Below are 14,866 nucleotides of genomic sequence, written 5' to 3' on the forward strand. Positions count from 1 at the left end.
CCCCTGGCAGAGGACCGATGCTGCGCCGATGCGCCGCGCCCGGGAACGATGAATACGTCGCCAGACAGGGTTTGAAAGTTGCTCCGCGCACACACCTGTCCTTGGCGCCGGCCCTTGTCGCCACGCCACGCGCAGTCGCCGCGGGCGCTTCCCGACCGCGCTGGACCGGCGCCCGGCACGGGCCGGTCTAGAGTCGCGCTTTCCACTTCACCGCGCGCCCGGGCCCACCGGCCGCGATATCCACCGATGGGTTTGCTCGAAGCCGGCCGTGCCTGGGCCCGGCGCATCAAGCGCGATGCGATGACGCTGTGGTTCGCCAGGAAGCATCCCCGCACGCCGTGGCATGCCAAGGCGCTGGGCATCTTTGTCGTGGCCTATGCCCTCAGCCCGATCGACCTGATCCCGGACTTCATCCCGGTGCTGGGCTACCTGGACGACGTGATCCTGCTGCCGGTGCTGATCTGGCTCACCGTGCGGCTGCTGCCGCCGGACGTGCTGGCCGAGTGCCGGGCCCAGGCCGAGGCGTGGATGAAGGAGGCGCGTTCCAAACCGCGCAGCCGTGCCGGGGCGGTGGCGATCGTCGTGCTGTGGCTGGCGCTGGGCCTCGCGTTCGCCTGGTGGATTGCCCGGCGGCTGTCCGCCTGAGCGGCGAAGGAACAGACCCAAAGACCGCCGGCTCAGCCCAGCGTGTCGAGCGCCGCGGCCAGGCGCCGCACGCCCTGGTCGATCTGCGCCGGCTCCAGCAAGGCATAGCCCATGACCAGCCCGGCGGGCCGGGCGGCGGTGCACGTGCCGGCATGCGGCAGGTAGAAGCGGCTGATGGGATAGACCTGCACCTGCTGGCGCCCTGCCGCCTCGGCCAGCTCGGCCTCGCGCTCGCGGGGCAGGCCGGGTATCCAGGCCACCAGGTGCAGCCCGCTGGCCGCGCCCTGCACCGCCACCCGCGGGCCCAGGTGCCGATCGAGCGCCTCCAGCAGCGCGCTGCGCCGCGCCTGCTGCAGCCGGCGGATCCGGCGCACGTGCCGGTCGTAGCTGCCGTCTTCCAGCAGCAGCGCCAGGGCCCGCTGGGTGCCCGTGGCCACGTGCCGGTCCGCCAAACGCTTGGCCGCCGCGAAGGTGGCGACGAGGTGCCGCGGCAGCACCATGTAGCCCAGCCTCAGCTGCGCCGACAACGTCTTCGAGAAGGTGCCGACGTGGATCACGCGACCCTGCCCGTCCAGCGACTGCAGCGTCGCCTCGGGGCGCACCGCGTAGCGGTACTCGCTGTCGTAGTCGTCCTCGATGATCCAGGCGCCGCTGCTCGCCGCCCAGTCCAGCAGCTCGCGGCGGCGGCCCAGGGTCATGAACGCGCCCAGCGGGAACTGGTGCGTGGGCGTCACGTAGGCCAGCTGCGCACGCGGCACGCCCGCCAGCAGCTCGGTGCGCAAGCCGTGGTGGTCGATGCCGATGCCGCACAGGCGGGCGCCCGTGGCCTCGAAGACGTGGTGCGCCATGCGGTAGCCGGGGTTCTCGACCACCACCGTGTCGCCGGCGTCCAGCAGCAGCCGCGCGCACAGGTCCAGCGCCTGCTGCGAGCCGTTGACGATCACCAGCTGCTCCACGTCACAGGACAGGCCGCGCGTGCGGCTGAGGTGGGCCTGCAGTGCCTGGCGCAGCTCCGCGGCGCCGCGCGGGTCGTCGTAGGCCAGCCGGGCGGGGCGCTGCCGCTCGACGCGCCGCAGCGCCTTGAGCCACGGCAGGGTCGGGAAGTCCCGCCCGGCCAGCGGGCCGTAGAGGAAGTCGATCGCACCGGGCACCGCGGCGGCGTCCGGGCGCAGATCGAGCGCCGACATCCGCTCGCCCACGCTCGACAGCCGAGCCCCAGGCGGTGCCTGGTCCGGCGGCGGCCCGCCCGCGCCGGGCATCGCCACGGCAGGGCTTGGCGCTGCCGCGGCGGCCGCGACCCGGCTGGGAGCACCGGGCCGCGTGTCGATGAAGCCCTCGGCCGCCAGCTGCTCGTACACCGCCGACACCGTGGTGCGCGACAGCCCGCGCTCGGCGGCACAGGCCCGGGTGGACGGCAAGGCAGTCCCGGGGCCGTAAGTGCCGTCGGCCATCCGGGCCCGGATCTCCTCGTACAGCGCGCGCCCACGGCCGCGGTGTCCGGCTTCGTCTTTCTTCATGAGCGCCAACTGGTCCAGTGAAATGCTTCAGAACTGGATATTTTCACCAAGCCAGGCTGCCGGCACAGTCAGGACCCGATCGTCGGCGCCGCCGATGCCTTGCCTGCCGGACCTGCCATGTACCTGCCTTCGCCCTTCGCCGAATCACGACCTGAGGAACTGCACCGCCTCGTTCGCGAGCACCCGCTCGGGCTGTTGGTGAGCCACACCGCCGGCGGTCTGGACGCCAACCACCTCCCCTTCCTGCTGGACGAGCGCCGAGGCGCCTGCGGCTCGCTGCTGGCCCACGTGGCTCGCGCCAACCCGCTGTGGCGGGAAGTCGGCGAGGGCGCGCCGGTGCTGGTGGTCTTCCGGGGCGCGCAGGGCTACATCTCGCCCAGCTGGTATCCGGGCAAGGCGGAGACGCACCGCTACGTGCCGACGTGGAACTACGAGGCCGTGCACGCCCATGGCCGCCTTCACGTGCACGACGACGAGACCTTCGTTCGCGGCGTGCTGGCCCGGCTGACGCGCCGGCATGAAGCGGGCGAGGCCTGCCCCTGGAAGATGGGCGACGCGCCCGCGGACTTCCTGGCGCAGGAGCTGCGGAAGGTCGTCGGCATCGAGATCGAGCTGACGCGCCTGGAGGGCAAGCGCAAGCTCAGCCAGAACCGCGAGGTCCGCGACTTCGAGGGCGCCGTCCACGCGCTGCAGGAACGAGGGCACGAAGACCTGGCGCTGGCGATGCGGCAGGCCGTCGAGTGACGCGGTCCACGGGGCCGTGGACCGGTATCGGCTCACACCCAGGGCAGCGCCGCATCGCGCGCCATGACCTGCTGCCAGTGCCGCTGCGCCTGCGGCAGCAGCCACTGCAGGCCGAAGTCGGCCAGCGCGCGCTTGTCCCGGGCCCGGAGCGCGTCGCCGCCCTCGGCCGCAGCGCGCGCCATCGCCGCCCAGGCCCAGGCCAGCAGCAGGTAGCCCGTCCCCATCAGGTAGTCGTCGGCCACGCGCAGCGGCCATTCCGGGTCCTGCGCGTGGCCGTCCCGCAGCGCGGCGGTGGCCTGCCGCAACTGCGCGCATTCGCGCTGCAGGGCCGTGGCCAGGCGCGGCAGGCCCGCCTCGCAACGCGCGGCCTCGGCCTCGACCTCCTCCAGCAGCAGGCGCAGCGCAGCGCCGCCGTCGCCCAGCACCTTGCGCTGCAGCAGGTCGATGGCCTGGATCTCGTTGGTGCCCTCGTAGATCAGCGCGATGCGCAGGTCGCGCAACTGCTGCTCGATGCCGTACTCGTGCACGTAGCCGTAGCCGCCGAAGACCTGCAACGCCGCGCTCACGCCCTGGAAGCCCTGGTGCGTGCCGAAGGCCTTCACGATCGGCGTGAGCAGCGCCGCCTGCGCCTCAGCCCGCGCGCGATGGCTGGCGTCCTCGTGGTGCTGCGCCTCGTCGATGAGTTGCGCCGTGCGCAGGGCCACCACGCGCAGGCCCTCGGTGAGCGCGCGCAGCGTCCACAGCGTGCGGCGCATCGCCGGGTGCCAGGCGATGGGGTCGGCCTCGCCCGGCTTGCGCTCCACGGGCACCGTGGGCGCGCGCAGCTGGCGGCGCTCGGCGGCGTAGGCCAGGGCCGACTGCGTGGCCCGCTCCAGGTGGCCCAGGCCCTGCAGCCCGACGTGCAGCCGCGCCGCGTTCATCATCACGAACATGGCCTGCAGGCCACGGTGGGGCGCGCCGACGAGCCAGCCGGTGGCGTCCTCGTAGTGCAGCGCGCAGGTGGCGCTGCCGTGGCAGCCCATCTTGTGCTCCAGCGCGTCGATGTGAACGCCGTTGCGCGTGCCGTCGTGCAGGAACTTGGGCACCAGCGCCAGCGACAGTCCCCGGGAGCCCGGCGGCGCATCGGGCAGCCGGCACAGCACCAGGTGCACGATGTTGTCCGTGAGGTCGTGGTCGGCGCCGGAGATGAAGATCTTGCTGCCCGTCACGCGCAGCGAGCCGTCGGGCTGCGGTTGCGCCCGCGTGCGCACCTGCCCCAGGTCGCTGCCGGCCTGCGGCTCGGTCAGCGCCATCGCGGCGAGCCATTCGCCGCTGGCGAGCTTGGGCAGGACCGTGGCCTTGAGCGCGTCGCTGCCATGCGCCGCCAGCGTGGCGCAGGCGCCGTGCAGCAGCCCCGGGTACATGGACCAGGCCTGGTTGCAGGACAGCAGCATCTCGTACAGCGCCGCCTCCAGCAGCAGCGGCAGGCCCTGCCCGCCCCACTCGGGGTCGCAGGCCAGCGCCGGCCAGCCGCCGTCCACGAAGGTTCTATAGGCCTCGCGAAAGCCGCCGGGCGTGCGCACCTGGCCTGCGTCGAGCGTGCAACCTTCCAGGTCGCCGCGGGCGTTGGTCGGGTCCAGGGCCTCGGACGCGAAGCGGCCGGCCTCCTCCAGCACCTGGGCCGCCATGGCGGCATCGGTGTCGGCGAAACGCGGGCAGCGGGCCCAGGAGGCCGGTGCCTGCAGCACCTGCTCGATCACGAAACGCATCTCGCCCAGTGGCGGGGCGTAGCGGTGTGCCATGTGTTCAGTCCTCGATGCGCGCCGCGCCAAAGGTGGTCTGCTTCACGCGCCCGCGGTGCATCAAATGCACAGCGCCTTGATGTCCTCGGGCACCTGGATTGCGCGGATGCGCCCGTTGTGCGCGTCGCGCACGACGAAGGCGCGCACCTCGGTGCCCTCGCACAGCAGCTCGTCGCCGCGCAGCACGCGGTGCCGGTGCGTGAAGGTCTTGTGGCCCCAGCTCTCGATGGTGGTCACCACCTGCAGCTCGTCGCCGTAGGTGGCCGGGCGCAGGAAGCGGGTGTGGATCTCCAGCAGCGGTGTGCCGACGATGCCGCGCTCCTTCTCCAGCTCGCGCCACGGCGGCACGCCGCGCGCGCGGAAGAAGGCCAGCGAGGCCTGGTCCATCCAGCGCGAGAAGTTGGGGAAGAAGACGATGCCGGCCGGGTCGCAGTCGCCGAAGTGCACCGTGACGGGATGGATGTGGGGCTTGTTCATGCCGGTATTCTTCAATGCCCGTCCGGGTTCTCCAGCAGTAGCGCGATGCCCTGCCCGCCGCCCACGCAGGCCGCGCTGATGCCCCAGCGTGCGCCGGCCTCGCGCAGCTGGCGCGCGACGGTGACGGTCAGCCGCACGCCGGTGGCCGCCAGCGGGTGGCCCAGCGCGATGGCGCCGCCATGCACGTTCAGCCGCTGCGGGTCCAGCTCCAGCTCGCGCTGCACCGCCAGCGCCTGCGCGCCCTGCGCCTCGTTGATCTCGAAACGGGCGATGTCGTCCAGCGCCAGCCCGGCGCGCTCCAGCAGCAGCCGGATGGCCGGTGCGGGGCCGATGCCCATGATCTCCGGCGGCACGCCCACGACGGCCGCCGCCGCCACGCGTGCCAGGGGCGCGCGGCCCCAGTCGCGCATCACGGCGCCGCCGGCCACCAGCGCCGCCGCGGCGGCGTCGGTCAGCACCGAGCTGTTGCCGCCGGTCTGAACGCCGCCGGGATACACGCTGCGCAGCTTCGCCAGCACCTCGGGCGGCGACAGCCGCGGGTGCGTGTCGCGGTCCGCCACGGGCGCCTTGCCGGACAGGCGAATGCCGCGCGGCCGGTGGCCTTCCAGCTCGAAGACCTCGTTGGCCACGGGCACGGTCTCGCCCTCGAACCAGCCCGCCTCCTGCGCGCGCACGGCGCGCTCGAAGCTGCGCGCGGCGAAGGCGTCCACCTCCTCGCGCGTGATGCCGTACTGCCGCGCCAGGTTCTCCGCCGTCTGGATCATGGAGATGCCGGCGGCGGGGTCGGTGAGCGACTCCCACAGGGTGTCCTTGAAGCCCACCGGCGCGCCCAGCGTGAAGCCCTGGCGGTGGTCGAAGGCGGCGATGGGGTGGCGCGTCATCGAGTCCGTGCCCACCAGCAGCGCCAGGCTCGCGCTGCCCAGGGCGATCTGCTCGCCAGCCTGGCGGAACAGCTCGAAGCCGGTGCCGCAGATGCGCTGCACCATCAGCGCCGGCACTGCCTGCGGCACGCCGGCGTACAGGCCGATGTGGCGCGGCACGTAGAAATGGTCGAAGCCGCCGGGCGCGACGTTGCCTGCCAGCACCGAGTCCACCTGCGCCGGCGCCAGCCCGGTGCGCTGCAGCACCGCCCGCGCGGCCTTGATGCCCAGGTCGATCGGGTTCACGCCGGCGAAGGCGCCGCAGTAGTCCACCTGCGGGGTGCGCAGGCCATCGAGCAGCCAGACGTCGTCGAAGCGGTTGAAGAGTCCGCGGGTCGCCATGGGCGTGTCTTTCTTGAGGAGTGCATGCGTCCGCCCGGGCCCGTGGAAGGGCCCGGCCCGAACGGGCGGGTGGGAGGCAGCGCTTCAGTCGAGGCGGATCACGCGCGGATCGGCCGCGTCGGCGTAGAGCCGTTCGACCTCGGCGGCGCGGCGCGCGATGACGGCGCGCTGGTTGATATAGCCCTTGTCCGTGATCTCGCCGGCGGCGAGGCTGGGCGCCTCGGCCAGCAGCAGCACGCGCGCGGGCGACTGCGCGGAGCCGCCGGCCGCGTCGTGCAGCGCCGCGAGTTTCAATCGCAGCTCGTCGCACAACTGCTCGCGCGGCAGCGCCTCGGCCGCGGGCGTGAGGAACAGCAGCGCGCCCACCTTGTCGCGGTCGTGGCCCGTGATCACCGCGTCCTGCACCAGCGGCGCCAGCGCGGACACCAGCTTCACGCGCAGCGTGCCCACGGAGACCCAGGTGCCGCTGCCCAGCTTGAAGTCCTCCGCGACGCGGCCGTCGAACAGCACGCCCTTCTCGGGATGGGCTTCGTCCACCAGCCGGCCCGCGTCCCCGATGCAATAGAAACCTTCCTCGTCGAAGGCGGCGGCGCTGAGCTCGGGGTCGTCGCGGTAGCCGGGGAAGACAGCGGCGCCGCGCACGCGCATCTCCAGCTTCTGGCCGCTGGGCACGAACTTCAGTTCCGCGCCGGGCAGCGGGGCGCCGATGTTGCCCGCGCCTTCGAGCTTCCAGTGCGCAGAGGTGACGGCCGGCGCCGTCTCGGTGGAGCCCCAGGCGGTGGTGAGGAACAGCGGCTCCGTGCGCACGGTCGCCGCCACCGCTTCGAGCCGCTCCCAGCTCGCCGGCGCCAGGGCCGCGCCGGCGTAGAACAGCACGCGCAGGCCCTCGAAGAACTGGCGCGCCAGCGCCTCGTCCTTCTCCAGGTAGGGCAGCAGCATGTCCAGGCCGCGCGGCACGTTGAAGTGGATGTTGGCCTTGACCTCGCGCAGGTTGCGCAGCGTGTTCAGCAGCAGCCCGGGCATCGGGCGGCCCTCGTCGACGTAGAGCGTGCCGCCGTGGCTGAGCACGAGGTTGAAGTTGTGGTTGCCGCCGAAGGTGTGGCTCCAGGGCAGCCAGTCCAGCAGCACGGGCTTCTCGTGCGCCAGGAAGCGCCAGGCCTGGGAGATCATCTGCTGGTTGGCGCACAGCATGCGGTGGGTGTTGATCGCCACCTTCGGATGCCCGGTGGAGCCGGAGGTCAGCAGGTACTTGGCATGGTCCTCGGAGCGGATGGCGGCGAAGGCGCGCATCACCTGCGCGCTTTCGTCCTGCTGCAGCAGCTGCTCGAAGGCCAGCGCGCCGGGCAGCTCCTGCGCGCCGCGGCCCAGCACCACCGGGCAGCCCAGGTCCGCGGCGCGCAGCGCGGCGCCCTGGACGGTGGCGTCCGCGGCGTACACCAGCCCCGGGCGCAGCTTGTGCAGGATGCCGCGGAGCTTGCTGAAGTCGGGCCCCAGGCGGCTGTAGGCGCTGGAGACCGAGCAGGCCGGGCGGCCCACGTGCATCGCGGCCAGCGCCAGCAGCGCGTGGTCCACCGAGTTGTCGGAAAGCACCGTCACGGGCGCGCCGGGCGGCAGGTCCAGGTCCAGCAAGCTCTGCGCGATGCGGCCCACCTGGCGTCGCACCTCGCCCCAGCTCAGCAGCCGCCAGCCACCGCCGGCGTCGCGCTCGGCCAGCGCCGGCGCCTGCGGCGTCTCGCGCGCCCAGTGCTCCAGCCACTCGCCCACGCAGCGCACGTGCGGGCGCAGCACCTCGGGCGATCGCAGCACGAAGCTGCCGTCAGCACGGTCCTCGCGCTCCGTGCGCGGCGGCGCGAGCATGCGGGCATCGTCGAAGAAGGGGGGCATGCCGTCTCCTGGCGTGTCCGTGACCCGGGCTGGTCCAGACACATACGTTGGTGTATGGACGCATGCTAGGCATTGGCTCGCTTCACACCATGAGGGTTTGCGCGGGCTGGGTTTTCATCAAATCCATACAGCACTGCATGGATTCGGAGTGACCCGCATGGCTAACATGGCTGCATGGAAAGCACCTCGCCCCGCCCTGCCCGCCCTCGCCGACGCGCCGCACCGGCGGCCTCCGAAGACGGCGCGCGCAACGCGCTCACGCCCGCGCACTGGATCGAGGCCGCCACGGAGCTGCTGGTGGACGGCGGCGTGGACCTGGTGCGGGTGGACGTGGTGGCCCGGGCGCTGGAGGTGACGCGCGGCAGCTTCTACTGGCACTTCAAGGACCGCGACGACCTGCTGGCGCGAGTGCTGGAAGCCTGGCGCGCGGGCGCGACGGAGCAGGTGATCGAGCGCTTCGAAGGCCGCGGCGGCCCCCCGCGCGAGCGCATCGCCGAGCTGCTGTCGCTGCCCTTCCGCGGCCCGGCGGCCGAGCGCGCGGCGCGCATCGAGCTGGCGATCCGCGACTGGGCGCGGCGCGACGCCATGGCGCAGCGCGCGGTGGACGAGGTGGACGCGCGGCGCATCGGCTACACCGCGCAGTGCTTCTCGGCGCTGGGCTTCGACATCGCCGAGGCGCGCTCGCGCGCCTTCATCCTCTACGGCCACCAGCTGGCGGAGTCGCTGCTGCGCCGCCAGGGCAGCGCCGCACAGCAGCACGAGCGCTGCACGCTGCTGGAGCGGCTGCTGGTGATGCCGGATGCGGTTGCGCCGGCAACCGGTACGGCAACGGGCTGACGCTGGCGCCTCAGGCCGTCGAGTCCCCCACCTCCGCCGCGAGCTCCAGCAACTGCTCCGCACTGGGCTTGTCCCAGCCGGGGCCGCGCGTGCCGTTGCCGTAGAAGCGGATGAAGTCCTGCACGAACAGCGAGTGCGTCCAGCCGCTGGTGTCGAAGCGCTTGAGCAGCGCGGACCGCTTCTCGGCCAAGTGCTCGCGGAACTGCTGCACCCACTGGGCGCGCTCCTCTTCGGCCAGGGCCAGGATCTCCTGCCGCAGCGCCTCGCGCGCGCGGCGCAGCCACTCATCGAGCCAGCGCGCCTGGCGCCGCGGCGCCTCGGCCGCCGCGGAGACCACCGGCGGCCGGGCGCGGGCGGCCGGCGCCGGCACGGCGGACAGGGGTGCGGGCGCAGGCGCCAGCGAGGGGGCCGGCGCAGGAGCGGCGGCCTTCTTGAGCACGCCCGGCAGCACGGCGCGCAGGTAACGCGCGGGGTTCTGCACCGGGTCGGCCACGCCGGCAGGCAGCGCAGCGCGCTTGTTCAGGCTGTCCAGCCCGGCAGACAACGCCTCGGGGCCGAACTCCTGCAGCAGCCGCTCGGCATCCTCCTGCTTCAGGCCGCTGCCGATGGCGCGGCCGATCAGCGGCAGGTCCACCGGCTCCAGCTCGCGCGCGGCACTGGGCCGGCTGGCCACGGCACGCGTGGCGCTGGGCTTGCGCAGGACGGCGAACTGGATCTGCTCGATGGTCTTGTTGTCGGCGCCCTTGTGCTCCACCGGGCCGCGCACCTCGATGTCCGACAGCGCGTTGATCTCGGCGATGGCCGGCGCCAGCACGTCGCGCTTGAAGTAGCGGTACTCGGGCGGCTTGCGCGACGGGTCGTCCTGCTGCCCGGTGAGCACCGGGCGCCACCAACGCCAGTGCTGGCGCGCGGTGAGGTGGCTGGGGTTGTCGATGTAGCGCACGCAGATCTCGTACAGCGCCATGGCGGCATGGCTGCGCAGCTGCGTCACCACGTCCAGCGCGATGCGCGCGTAGCGGTCGGGTCCCATGAGCTGCTCGCGGATCTGCGGCGAGTAGGACCACTCGATGGTGATCGCACCGCTCTTCTTGTTCTTGATGAGCTTGCAGCCGGCCAGCAGCGTGGAGGCCTCCCAGACGTCGAACTCGCCCGAGGTCGGGCTTTGCCACTCCACCACCGTGCCCATGAGCTGCTTGAGGGTCTTCTTCAGCAGCTCGTAGTTGTTCGAGTCGAAGCGCGAGAGGTTGATGATCTCGCTCAGCGGCGCACGGTAGATGTCGGTGCCGCTCTGGCGCTGCGCCACGTGCAGCAGCACGTTGAAGGAGCGTCGTGCCAGCAGCGTGATCTTGCGGTCGCGCGGCATGAACGCCACGGCATTGACGTGCTTGCGCACGATCTCGGCGGATGCAGGCGGCTCCTCGTCATCATCGAAGAGCGGGGGTTGGCTGGGCATGGCGCCATGGTAGGCGATCAGGTGAGTGAACCAGGTAGCGGCGCTCACACATCCAGCGCGCAGGCTCGGAGAGCTTCGTCCCGTCCTTACCAAAACAGCTCACGCATGTAGCGTGGCCGAGCAGGCTGCGGAGTGCCGTTTCCGGGGTGTGGGCTACCAATAAAGCTCACGTGACCATGCCGCCGAAGGCTTGGAAAGCGTGGTGTGCACATGCGAGGGACTACCAAAACGGCTCACGTGAGCCGGTACTCCGGTTTTCGGCCAGGGATCTGGCAGCCGCGTCCGCCTTCCCAAATCTCCTCACCCATGCTGGACGGAGCCTGAACAGGCCGGTGGTCCGGGCTGAGATGACCGGCAGGTCACGGCTGGCGTCGGATAGGAGGTAGTACAGGCCAGGAGCCGGACCTGGGATCGGCCGGTCCAGCCATGTTGCTCTGCACGCGTGAGTGGATTTGTGAAACGCCTGCGCTGTTTGCGGAACGCAGCACCCTTCCCTTATCCGCTCACGTGCGTTCCCAGCCTTCCTCACCTTCGTTCCCACGAATCCTCACGGACGTTCCCAAAAGGGCTCACCACCGTTCCCACAAAAGCTCACCTGTCTGGCTCCAAGTGCTTGTCACCAAAGGGAAATCCCGACGGTAAAGGTATTGAAGGGTTTGAAGGGTCTTGAACCTCTTGAAAACCCGCGTGGGCTTTTCGAAAAGAGGCTGTAAACCCCATACGAACTCATCGCCAAGCAGAAGGATGCGTTTTCATGACTCGTGGTGTGCACAGAGCCATGCGTTGTGATTCAGCGAAATATTGCTGATAGCACTTTTTATTGCTGACTCATCGTTATGATCCGGCCTCCCCAAGGAGGATCCCAATGAACAGCAACACGGCGACGCTGGCCCCCCAGACGCTGTCTGACGTGATGGACCAGGCTGACCGTTCCGGCCTGTTGATGAGCCGGGTGCGCAGCGCGATGCTCTCGCCCACCTCGCGCAAGCGCGCTCCCACCTACAGCAGCGGGCAGCTGGGCGCGATCTGCGGGCTCGATCGCAACCAGGTCGCGTACCGCATTCAGAAGGGCGACCTGCCCAGCGGCCGCGTCACGGGCAACGGGCGGCGCGAATTCTCGCTGGCGGACGTGCAGGCCTGGTCGCGCGCCTACCGCGCCGCGGCCATGCGGCCGGCGGGGGCGGAAGCCGTGGCCATCGTGCTGGCGAACTTCAAGGGTGGCGTGGGCAAGACCACCACCGCGATGTCCGTGGCGCAGGGCCTGAGCCTGCGCGGGCACCGGGTGCTGGCAGTGGACTGCGATCCGCAGGGCTCGCTGACCACGCTGTTCGGCATCCTGCCCGATACCGAGGTGGAGGACGAGCAGACGATCCTGCCGCTGTGCGTGGGCGCCGAGAGTTCGCTGCGCAGCGCGATTCGGCCCAGCTACTGGAGCGGGGTGGACCTGGTGGCGGCAGCGCCGCTGCTGTTCGGCGCGGAGTTCTCGCTGCCCTCGCGTCAACAGACCGAGGACGACTTCGAGTTCTGGAACGTGCTCAACATCGGCCTGGACGAGGTGCGCGACGAGTACGACGTGATCGTGATCGACACGCCGCCGTCGCTGTCCTACGTCACGATCAACGCGCTGATGGCGGCCAACGGGCTGCTGATGCCGCTGCCGCCCAACGCGCTGGACTTTGCCTCGGCCTCGCAGTTCTGGCGCCTGTTCTCCGACCTGGCGGGGCAGCTGGTCGAGCAGCGCGGCGTGGGCAAGGAGTTCGACTTCATCCGCGTGCTGCTCACGCGCGTGGACAGCAGCGACTCCACCGCCACCGTGGTGCGCGACTGGATCGGCCAAGCCTACGAAGGCAAGGTGATGCCGGTGGAGATCCCGAAGACGGCAGCCGCCGCCTCGGCCGCGGCGGAGTTCGGCACGATCTACGACGTGGGCCGCTACGACGGCAATGCCCGCACCTACAAGCGCGCTGCCGAGGCCTACGAAAAGGTCACGGAGCTGGTGGAGCAGCTCATCCAGGCAACGTGGCGCCGCAAGATGGCGGCCTGAGTACGCGCGGGAGACAGTGATGACCAAGAAGATCGCGGAGAAATCCAAGCTGGTGAACCTGCTGCCGGAGCCGCAGCCTGCAGCGCCGGCGCCGCTGGCGGCCGTGAGCGAGGAGGCCGGGGCGCCGCGCAAGGCCTACACCGGTGTCGGCCAGATGATGGGCGTGCTGGGCCGCTCCAGCCCGCTGGGCAAGGAGCTGGCGGAGGTCAAGGCGCGGTTGCGCGACTACGAAGGAAGCGTACCGCTGAAGCTGCTGGACCCGCGCTGCATCGGCCGCAGCCGGCTGGCCAACCGGCACGAGTCGGAGTTCGAATCGGCAGACTTCGCCAAGCTCAAGACTGAGATCGAGCACGCCGGCGTGAACGTGCAGCCGGTGAAGGTGCGGCCGCTGGACGAGCCGCGCGACGGCGTGGAATACGAGCTGGTGTTCGGCCACCGCCGCCACCGCGCGTGCCTGGAGCTGGGCGTGCCGGTGCTGGCGATGATCGAGAGCGTCACCGACAAGCAGATGTGGCTGACCATGGACCGCGAGAACCGCGAGCGCCGCAACCTCTCGCCGTGGGAGCAGGGACAGAGCATCCAGCGCGCGCTGCAGGCCCGGCTGTTCACCTCGATCCGGCGCCTGGCCGAGGAAGCGGGCATGGACCACAGCAACGCGGCCAAGGCGTTGCGGCTGGCCGAGCTGCCGGCCGCGGTGGTGGCCGCGTTCAGCTCGCCGGCGGACATCCAGCTGCATTGGGCCCGGCCCTTGTCGGACGCGCTGCAGAAGGACCCGGACGGCGTGCTGGCGCGGGCCAAGGCCATCGCGGGCCGGGGTACCGTACCACGGGCCCCGAAGGCCGTGCTGGACGAGCTGCTGGGCCAGGGCGCGGAGCGTGGCTTCGTGGACAAGCGGCACTTCAAGAAGGAAGGCAAGACTGTGGCAGTGCTGACCCGCAAGCCCGGTGGCGCCCTGGCCATCGAGATCCGCCAGCCGGTGGACCTGGCCCAGGCGGAGAGCCTGGTGAAGCAGCTGCTCAAGCTCTGAGCACAGCAAACGCGCCCGCCTTGCGGGTGCCCGAGGCGGCCGGTGGTTCCTTCCACGCCGGCCGCAGGTGAGGCGTCTCACCACCCCGCGGCTACGGAAAGCACCGCGCTTGGCACTCCACTGGGATCGAGCGGATGAGGCTCCTTCCCGATCCCACGGCGCCGCCCGGGGGGCGCGTGTCCCGCGCACCATCGCAGGCATTCCAGGGTCGATGGTTCGCGGAATGTCCTTCGATTCGGGCTCCACGACCTGCCTGACGCCGGGCCGGCAGGCCGCCAGCGGTGTCCAGTCGAAAGCTCCGCGAACCGCTGTACAGCGGACGTTGCACGCTCCTTCCGGCTGGAAGTCGGCGCGGACAGCGCGTGGGGTGTGGTCCCGTACCACGGCGCCGGAATGACCAGACCTGTCATCTGACCGGAAAGGCTGCTGAAGCGAGGCTTCGACGGGCGCTGTGATGCCGCCGACCACCCTCCAGGAGCCAGACGGGGCGCACTCGACGGCAGAGCCCTCGGCAGCGTTCAGCCGGGCCGGCACGGCGCCGTTTTCCGCCGTGCCGGACAGGGCGGGTGTGGTCTCGTACCACGCCTGGACCGCGGTGGGCTTGCGTACCCGTGGACGTGAGTGACTGAAGCGAGCCCGGTGCCGCCGCTGGTCCAGGCGCCGAGCGGCTGCCGTCGGCGAGGTGCACCTTGGAGCTACGGCGTGGCCAGGATGGATTGGGCATGAAGACCGGATCGCGGTTGTTCAGGGGAGGCGTGGGTGTGGTCCGGTACCACACCGGGCCGTGGCAACGTCCGGTGACGGCGGCATGGTGCCCAGGTCTCATCGCGTGCGGGCGGACATCACCGCGATGAAGACAGCGTGGAAGCCTTGGCGCTGCCGGGGCGCGTCTTCAAGAACGCAGGCCGGCAAGAGCCACCATCGAAACGTCTGGCGTGCGGCCGGCTGGATCACCATGGCATCTCGTGTCCAGCGTCCTGGACGGGACGGTGCATGGGGGTGTGGTCTCGTACCACACCGCGGCGCATGACAGCGGACGGCAAGGCCAGCAACGCAGCCGGGCGGCCTTCCGCGTCTTCCCAAGCTGCCCAGGTGACGTTCCGGCGAATGCCAGGACACCGACATTGCAGGCCGCGGGAGTGGACGGGACCAAGGCACGCCACAAGCACTTCCGGTCAGCCTTGTCTCCGACGGA

Annotated in this window: 11 protein-coding genes; 5 read left to right on the top strand and 6 right to left on the bottom strand. The window is 71.1% G+C overall.

Annotated features, from left to right (window positions below; all coding sequences use genetic code 11):
- The first annotated feature begins 246 nt into the window (after window positions 1-246).
- Window positions 247-645, top strand: a complete 399-nt coding sequence (locus H537_RS0102710; RefSeq protein ID WP_028996662.1) for a YkvA family protein — start codon at window positions 247-249, stop codon at window positions 643-645.
- A 32-nt stretch (window positions 646-677) separates the two neighbouring features.
- Here H537_RS0102710 and pdxR read toward each other — a convergent pair whose 3' ends face one another.
- Complete coding sequence (gene pdxR / locus H537_RS0102715) at window positions 678-2,162, bottom strand: MocR-like pyridoxine biosynthesis transcription factor PdxR (RefSeq protein WP_028996663.1); 1,485 nt, start codon at window positions 2,160-2,162, stop codon at window positions 678-680.
- Between the two features lie 117 nt (window positions 2,163-2,279).
- Between pdxR and H537_RS0102720 the strand changes: the two genes are divergently transcribed.
- Window positions 2,280-2,906 (top strand): FMN-binding negative transcriptional regulator, encoded by a 627-nt coding sequence (locus tag H537_RS0102720; RefSeq protein ID WP_028996664.1) that lies wholly within the window; start codon window positions 2,280-2,282, stop codon window positions 2,904-2,906.
- A 32-nt stretch (window positions 2,907-2,938) separates the two neighbouring features.
- Here the strand turns inward: H537_RS0102720 and H537_RS0102725 are convergent, their stop codons facing one another.
- The 4 genes from H537_RS0102725 to H537_RS0102740 all read right to left on the bottom strand — a co-directional run bounded on the left by H537_RS0102725 (window position 2,939) and on the right by H537_RS0102740 (window position 8,310).
- Window positions 2,939-4,687: an acyl-CoA dehydrogenase family protein gene (locus H537_RS0102725; protein ID WP_028996665.1), complete on the bottom strand. Its 1,749-nt coding sequence runs from the start codon at window positions 4,685-4,687 to the stop codon at window positions 2,939-2,941.
- Window positions 4,688-4,747: 60 nt separating this feature from the next.
- Complete coding sequence (locus H537_RS0102730) at window positions 4,748-5,164, bottom strand: acyl-CoA thioesterase (protein WP_028996666.1); 417 nt, start codon at window positions 5,162-5,164, stop codon at window positions 4,748-4,750.
- 11 nt (window positions 5,165-5,175) lie between these two features.
- Complete coding sequence (locus tag H537_RS0102735; protein ID WP_028996667.1) at window positions 5,176-6,426, bottom strand: thiolase family protein; 1,251 nt, start codon at window positions 6,424-6,426, stop codon at window positions 5,176-5,178.
- Window positions 6,427-6,510: 84 nt separating this feature from the next.
- Entirely contained in the window at window positions 6,511-8,310 is a 1,800-nt protein-coding gene (locus H537_RS0102740) for a feruloyl-CoA synthase (RefSeq protein WP_028996668.1), read from the bottom strand.
- Between the two features lie 174 nt (window positions 8,311-8,484).
- Here H537_RS0102740 and H537_RS40800 point away from each other — a divergent pair, with 174 nt between their 5' ends.
- Window positions 8,485-9,147 (top strand): TetR/AcrR family transcriptional regulator, encoded by a 663-nt coding sequence (locus tag H537_RS40800; protein ID WP_043458037.1) that lies wholly within the window; start codon window positions 8,485-8,487, stop codon window positions 9,145-9,147.
- Window positions 9,148-9,157: 10 nt separating this feature from the next.
- Here the strand turns inward: H537_RS40800 and H537_RS48810 are convergent, their stop codons facing one another.
- Window positions 9,158-10,600 carry a replication initiation protein gene (locus H537_RS48810; RefSeq protein ID WP_156901355.1) on the bottom strand — a complete coding sequence of 481 codons (1,443 nt, stop codon included), beginning with the start codon at window positions 10,598-10,600 and terminating at the stop codon, window positions 9,158-9,160.
- 865 nt (window positions 10,601-11,465) lie between these two features.
- Here H537_RS48810 and H537_RS0102755 point away from each other — a divergent pair.
- Together H537_RS0102755 and H537_RS40810 are read left to right on the top strand one after the other, a co-directional pair.
- A complete protein-coding gene (locus H537_RS0102755; RefSeq protein ID WP_043458038.1) occupies window positions 11,466-12,644 on the top strand; it encodes an AAA family ATPase in 1,179 nt (392 codons plus the stop codon).
- 19 nt (window positions 12,645-12,663) lie between these two features.
- Complete coding sequence (locus H537_RS40810; RefSeq protein WP_051241634.1) at window positions 12,664-13,671, top strand: ParB/RepB/Spo0J family partition protein; 1,008 nt, start codon at window positions 12,664-12,666, stop codon at window positions 13,669-13,671.
- Window positions 13,672-14,866: the final 1,195 nt, after the last annotated feature.

This window comes from Azohydromonas australica DSM 1124, from assembly GCF_000430725.1.
Taxonomy (GTDB): Bacteria; Pseudomonadota; Gammaproteobacteria; order Burkholderiales; family Burkholderiaceae_C; genus Azohydromonas; species Azohydromonas australica.

Excerpts from the sequence above, each read along its gene's own strand:
- pdxR (WP_028996663.1), bottom strand. The coding sequence starts at position 2,162 with ATGAAGAAAGACGAAGCCGGACACCGCGGCCGTGGGCGCGCGCTGTAC.
- H537_RS40810 (WP_051241634.1), top strand. The coding sequence starts at position 12,664 with ATGACCAAGAAGATCGCGGAGAAATCCAAGCTGGTGAACCTGCTGCCG.
- H537_RS0102730 (WP_028996666.1), bottom strand. The coding sequence starts at position 5,164 with ATGAACAAGCCCCACATCCATCCCGTCACGGTGCACTTCGGCGACTGC.
- H537_RS0102725 (WP_028996665.1), bottom strand. The coding sequence starts at position 4,687 with ATGGCACACCGCTACGCCCCGCCACTGGGCGAGATGCGTTTCGTGATC.
- H537_RS48810 (WP_156901355.1), bottom strand. The coding sequence starts at position 10,600 with ATGCCCAGCCAACCCCCGCTCTTCGATGATGACGAGGAGCCGCCTGCA.
- H537_RS40800 (WP_043458037.1), top strand. The coding sequence starts at position 8,485 with ATGGAAAGCACCTCGCCCCGCCCTGCCCGCCCTCGCCGACGCGCCGCA.
- H537_RS0102740 (WP_028996668.1), bottom strand. The coding sequence starts at position 8,310 with ATGCCCCCCTTCTTCGACGATGCCCGCATGCTCGCGCCGCCGCGCACG.
- H537_RS0102710 (WP_028996662.1), top strand. The coding sequence starts at position 247 with ATGGGTTTGCTCGAAGCCGGCCGTGCCTGGGCCCGGCGCATCAAGCGC.
- H537_RS0102755 (WP_043458038.1), top strand. The coding sequence starts at position 11,466 with ATGAACAGCAACACGGCGACGCTGGCCCCCCAGACGCTGTCTGACGTG.
- H537_RS0102735 (WP_028996667.1), bottom strand. The coding sequence starts at position 6,426 with ATGGCGACCCGCGGACTCTTCAACCGCTTCGACGACGTCTGGCTGCTC.
- H537_RS0102720 (WP_028996664.1), top strand. The coding sequence starts at position 2,280 with ATGTACCTGCCTTCGCCCTTCGCCGAATCACGACCTGAGGAACTGCAC.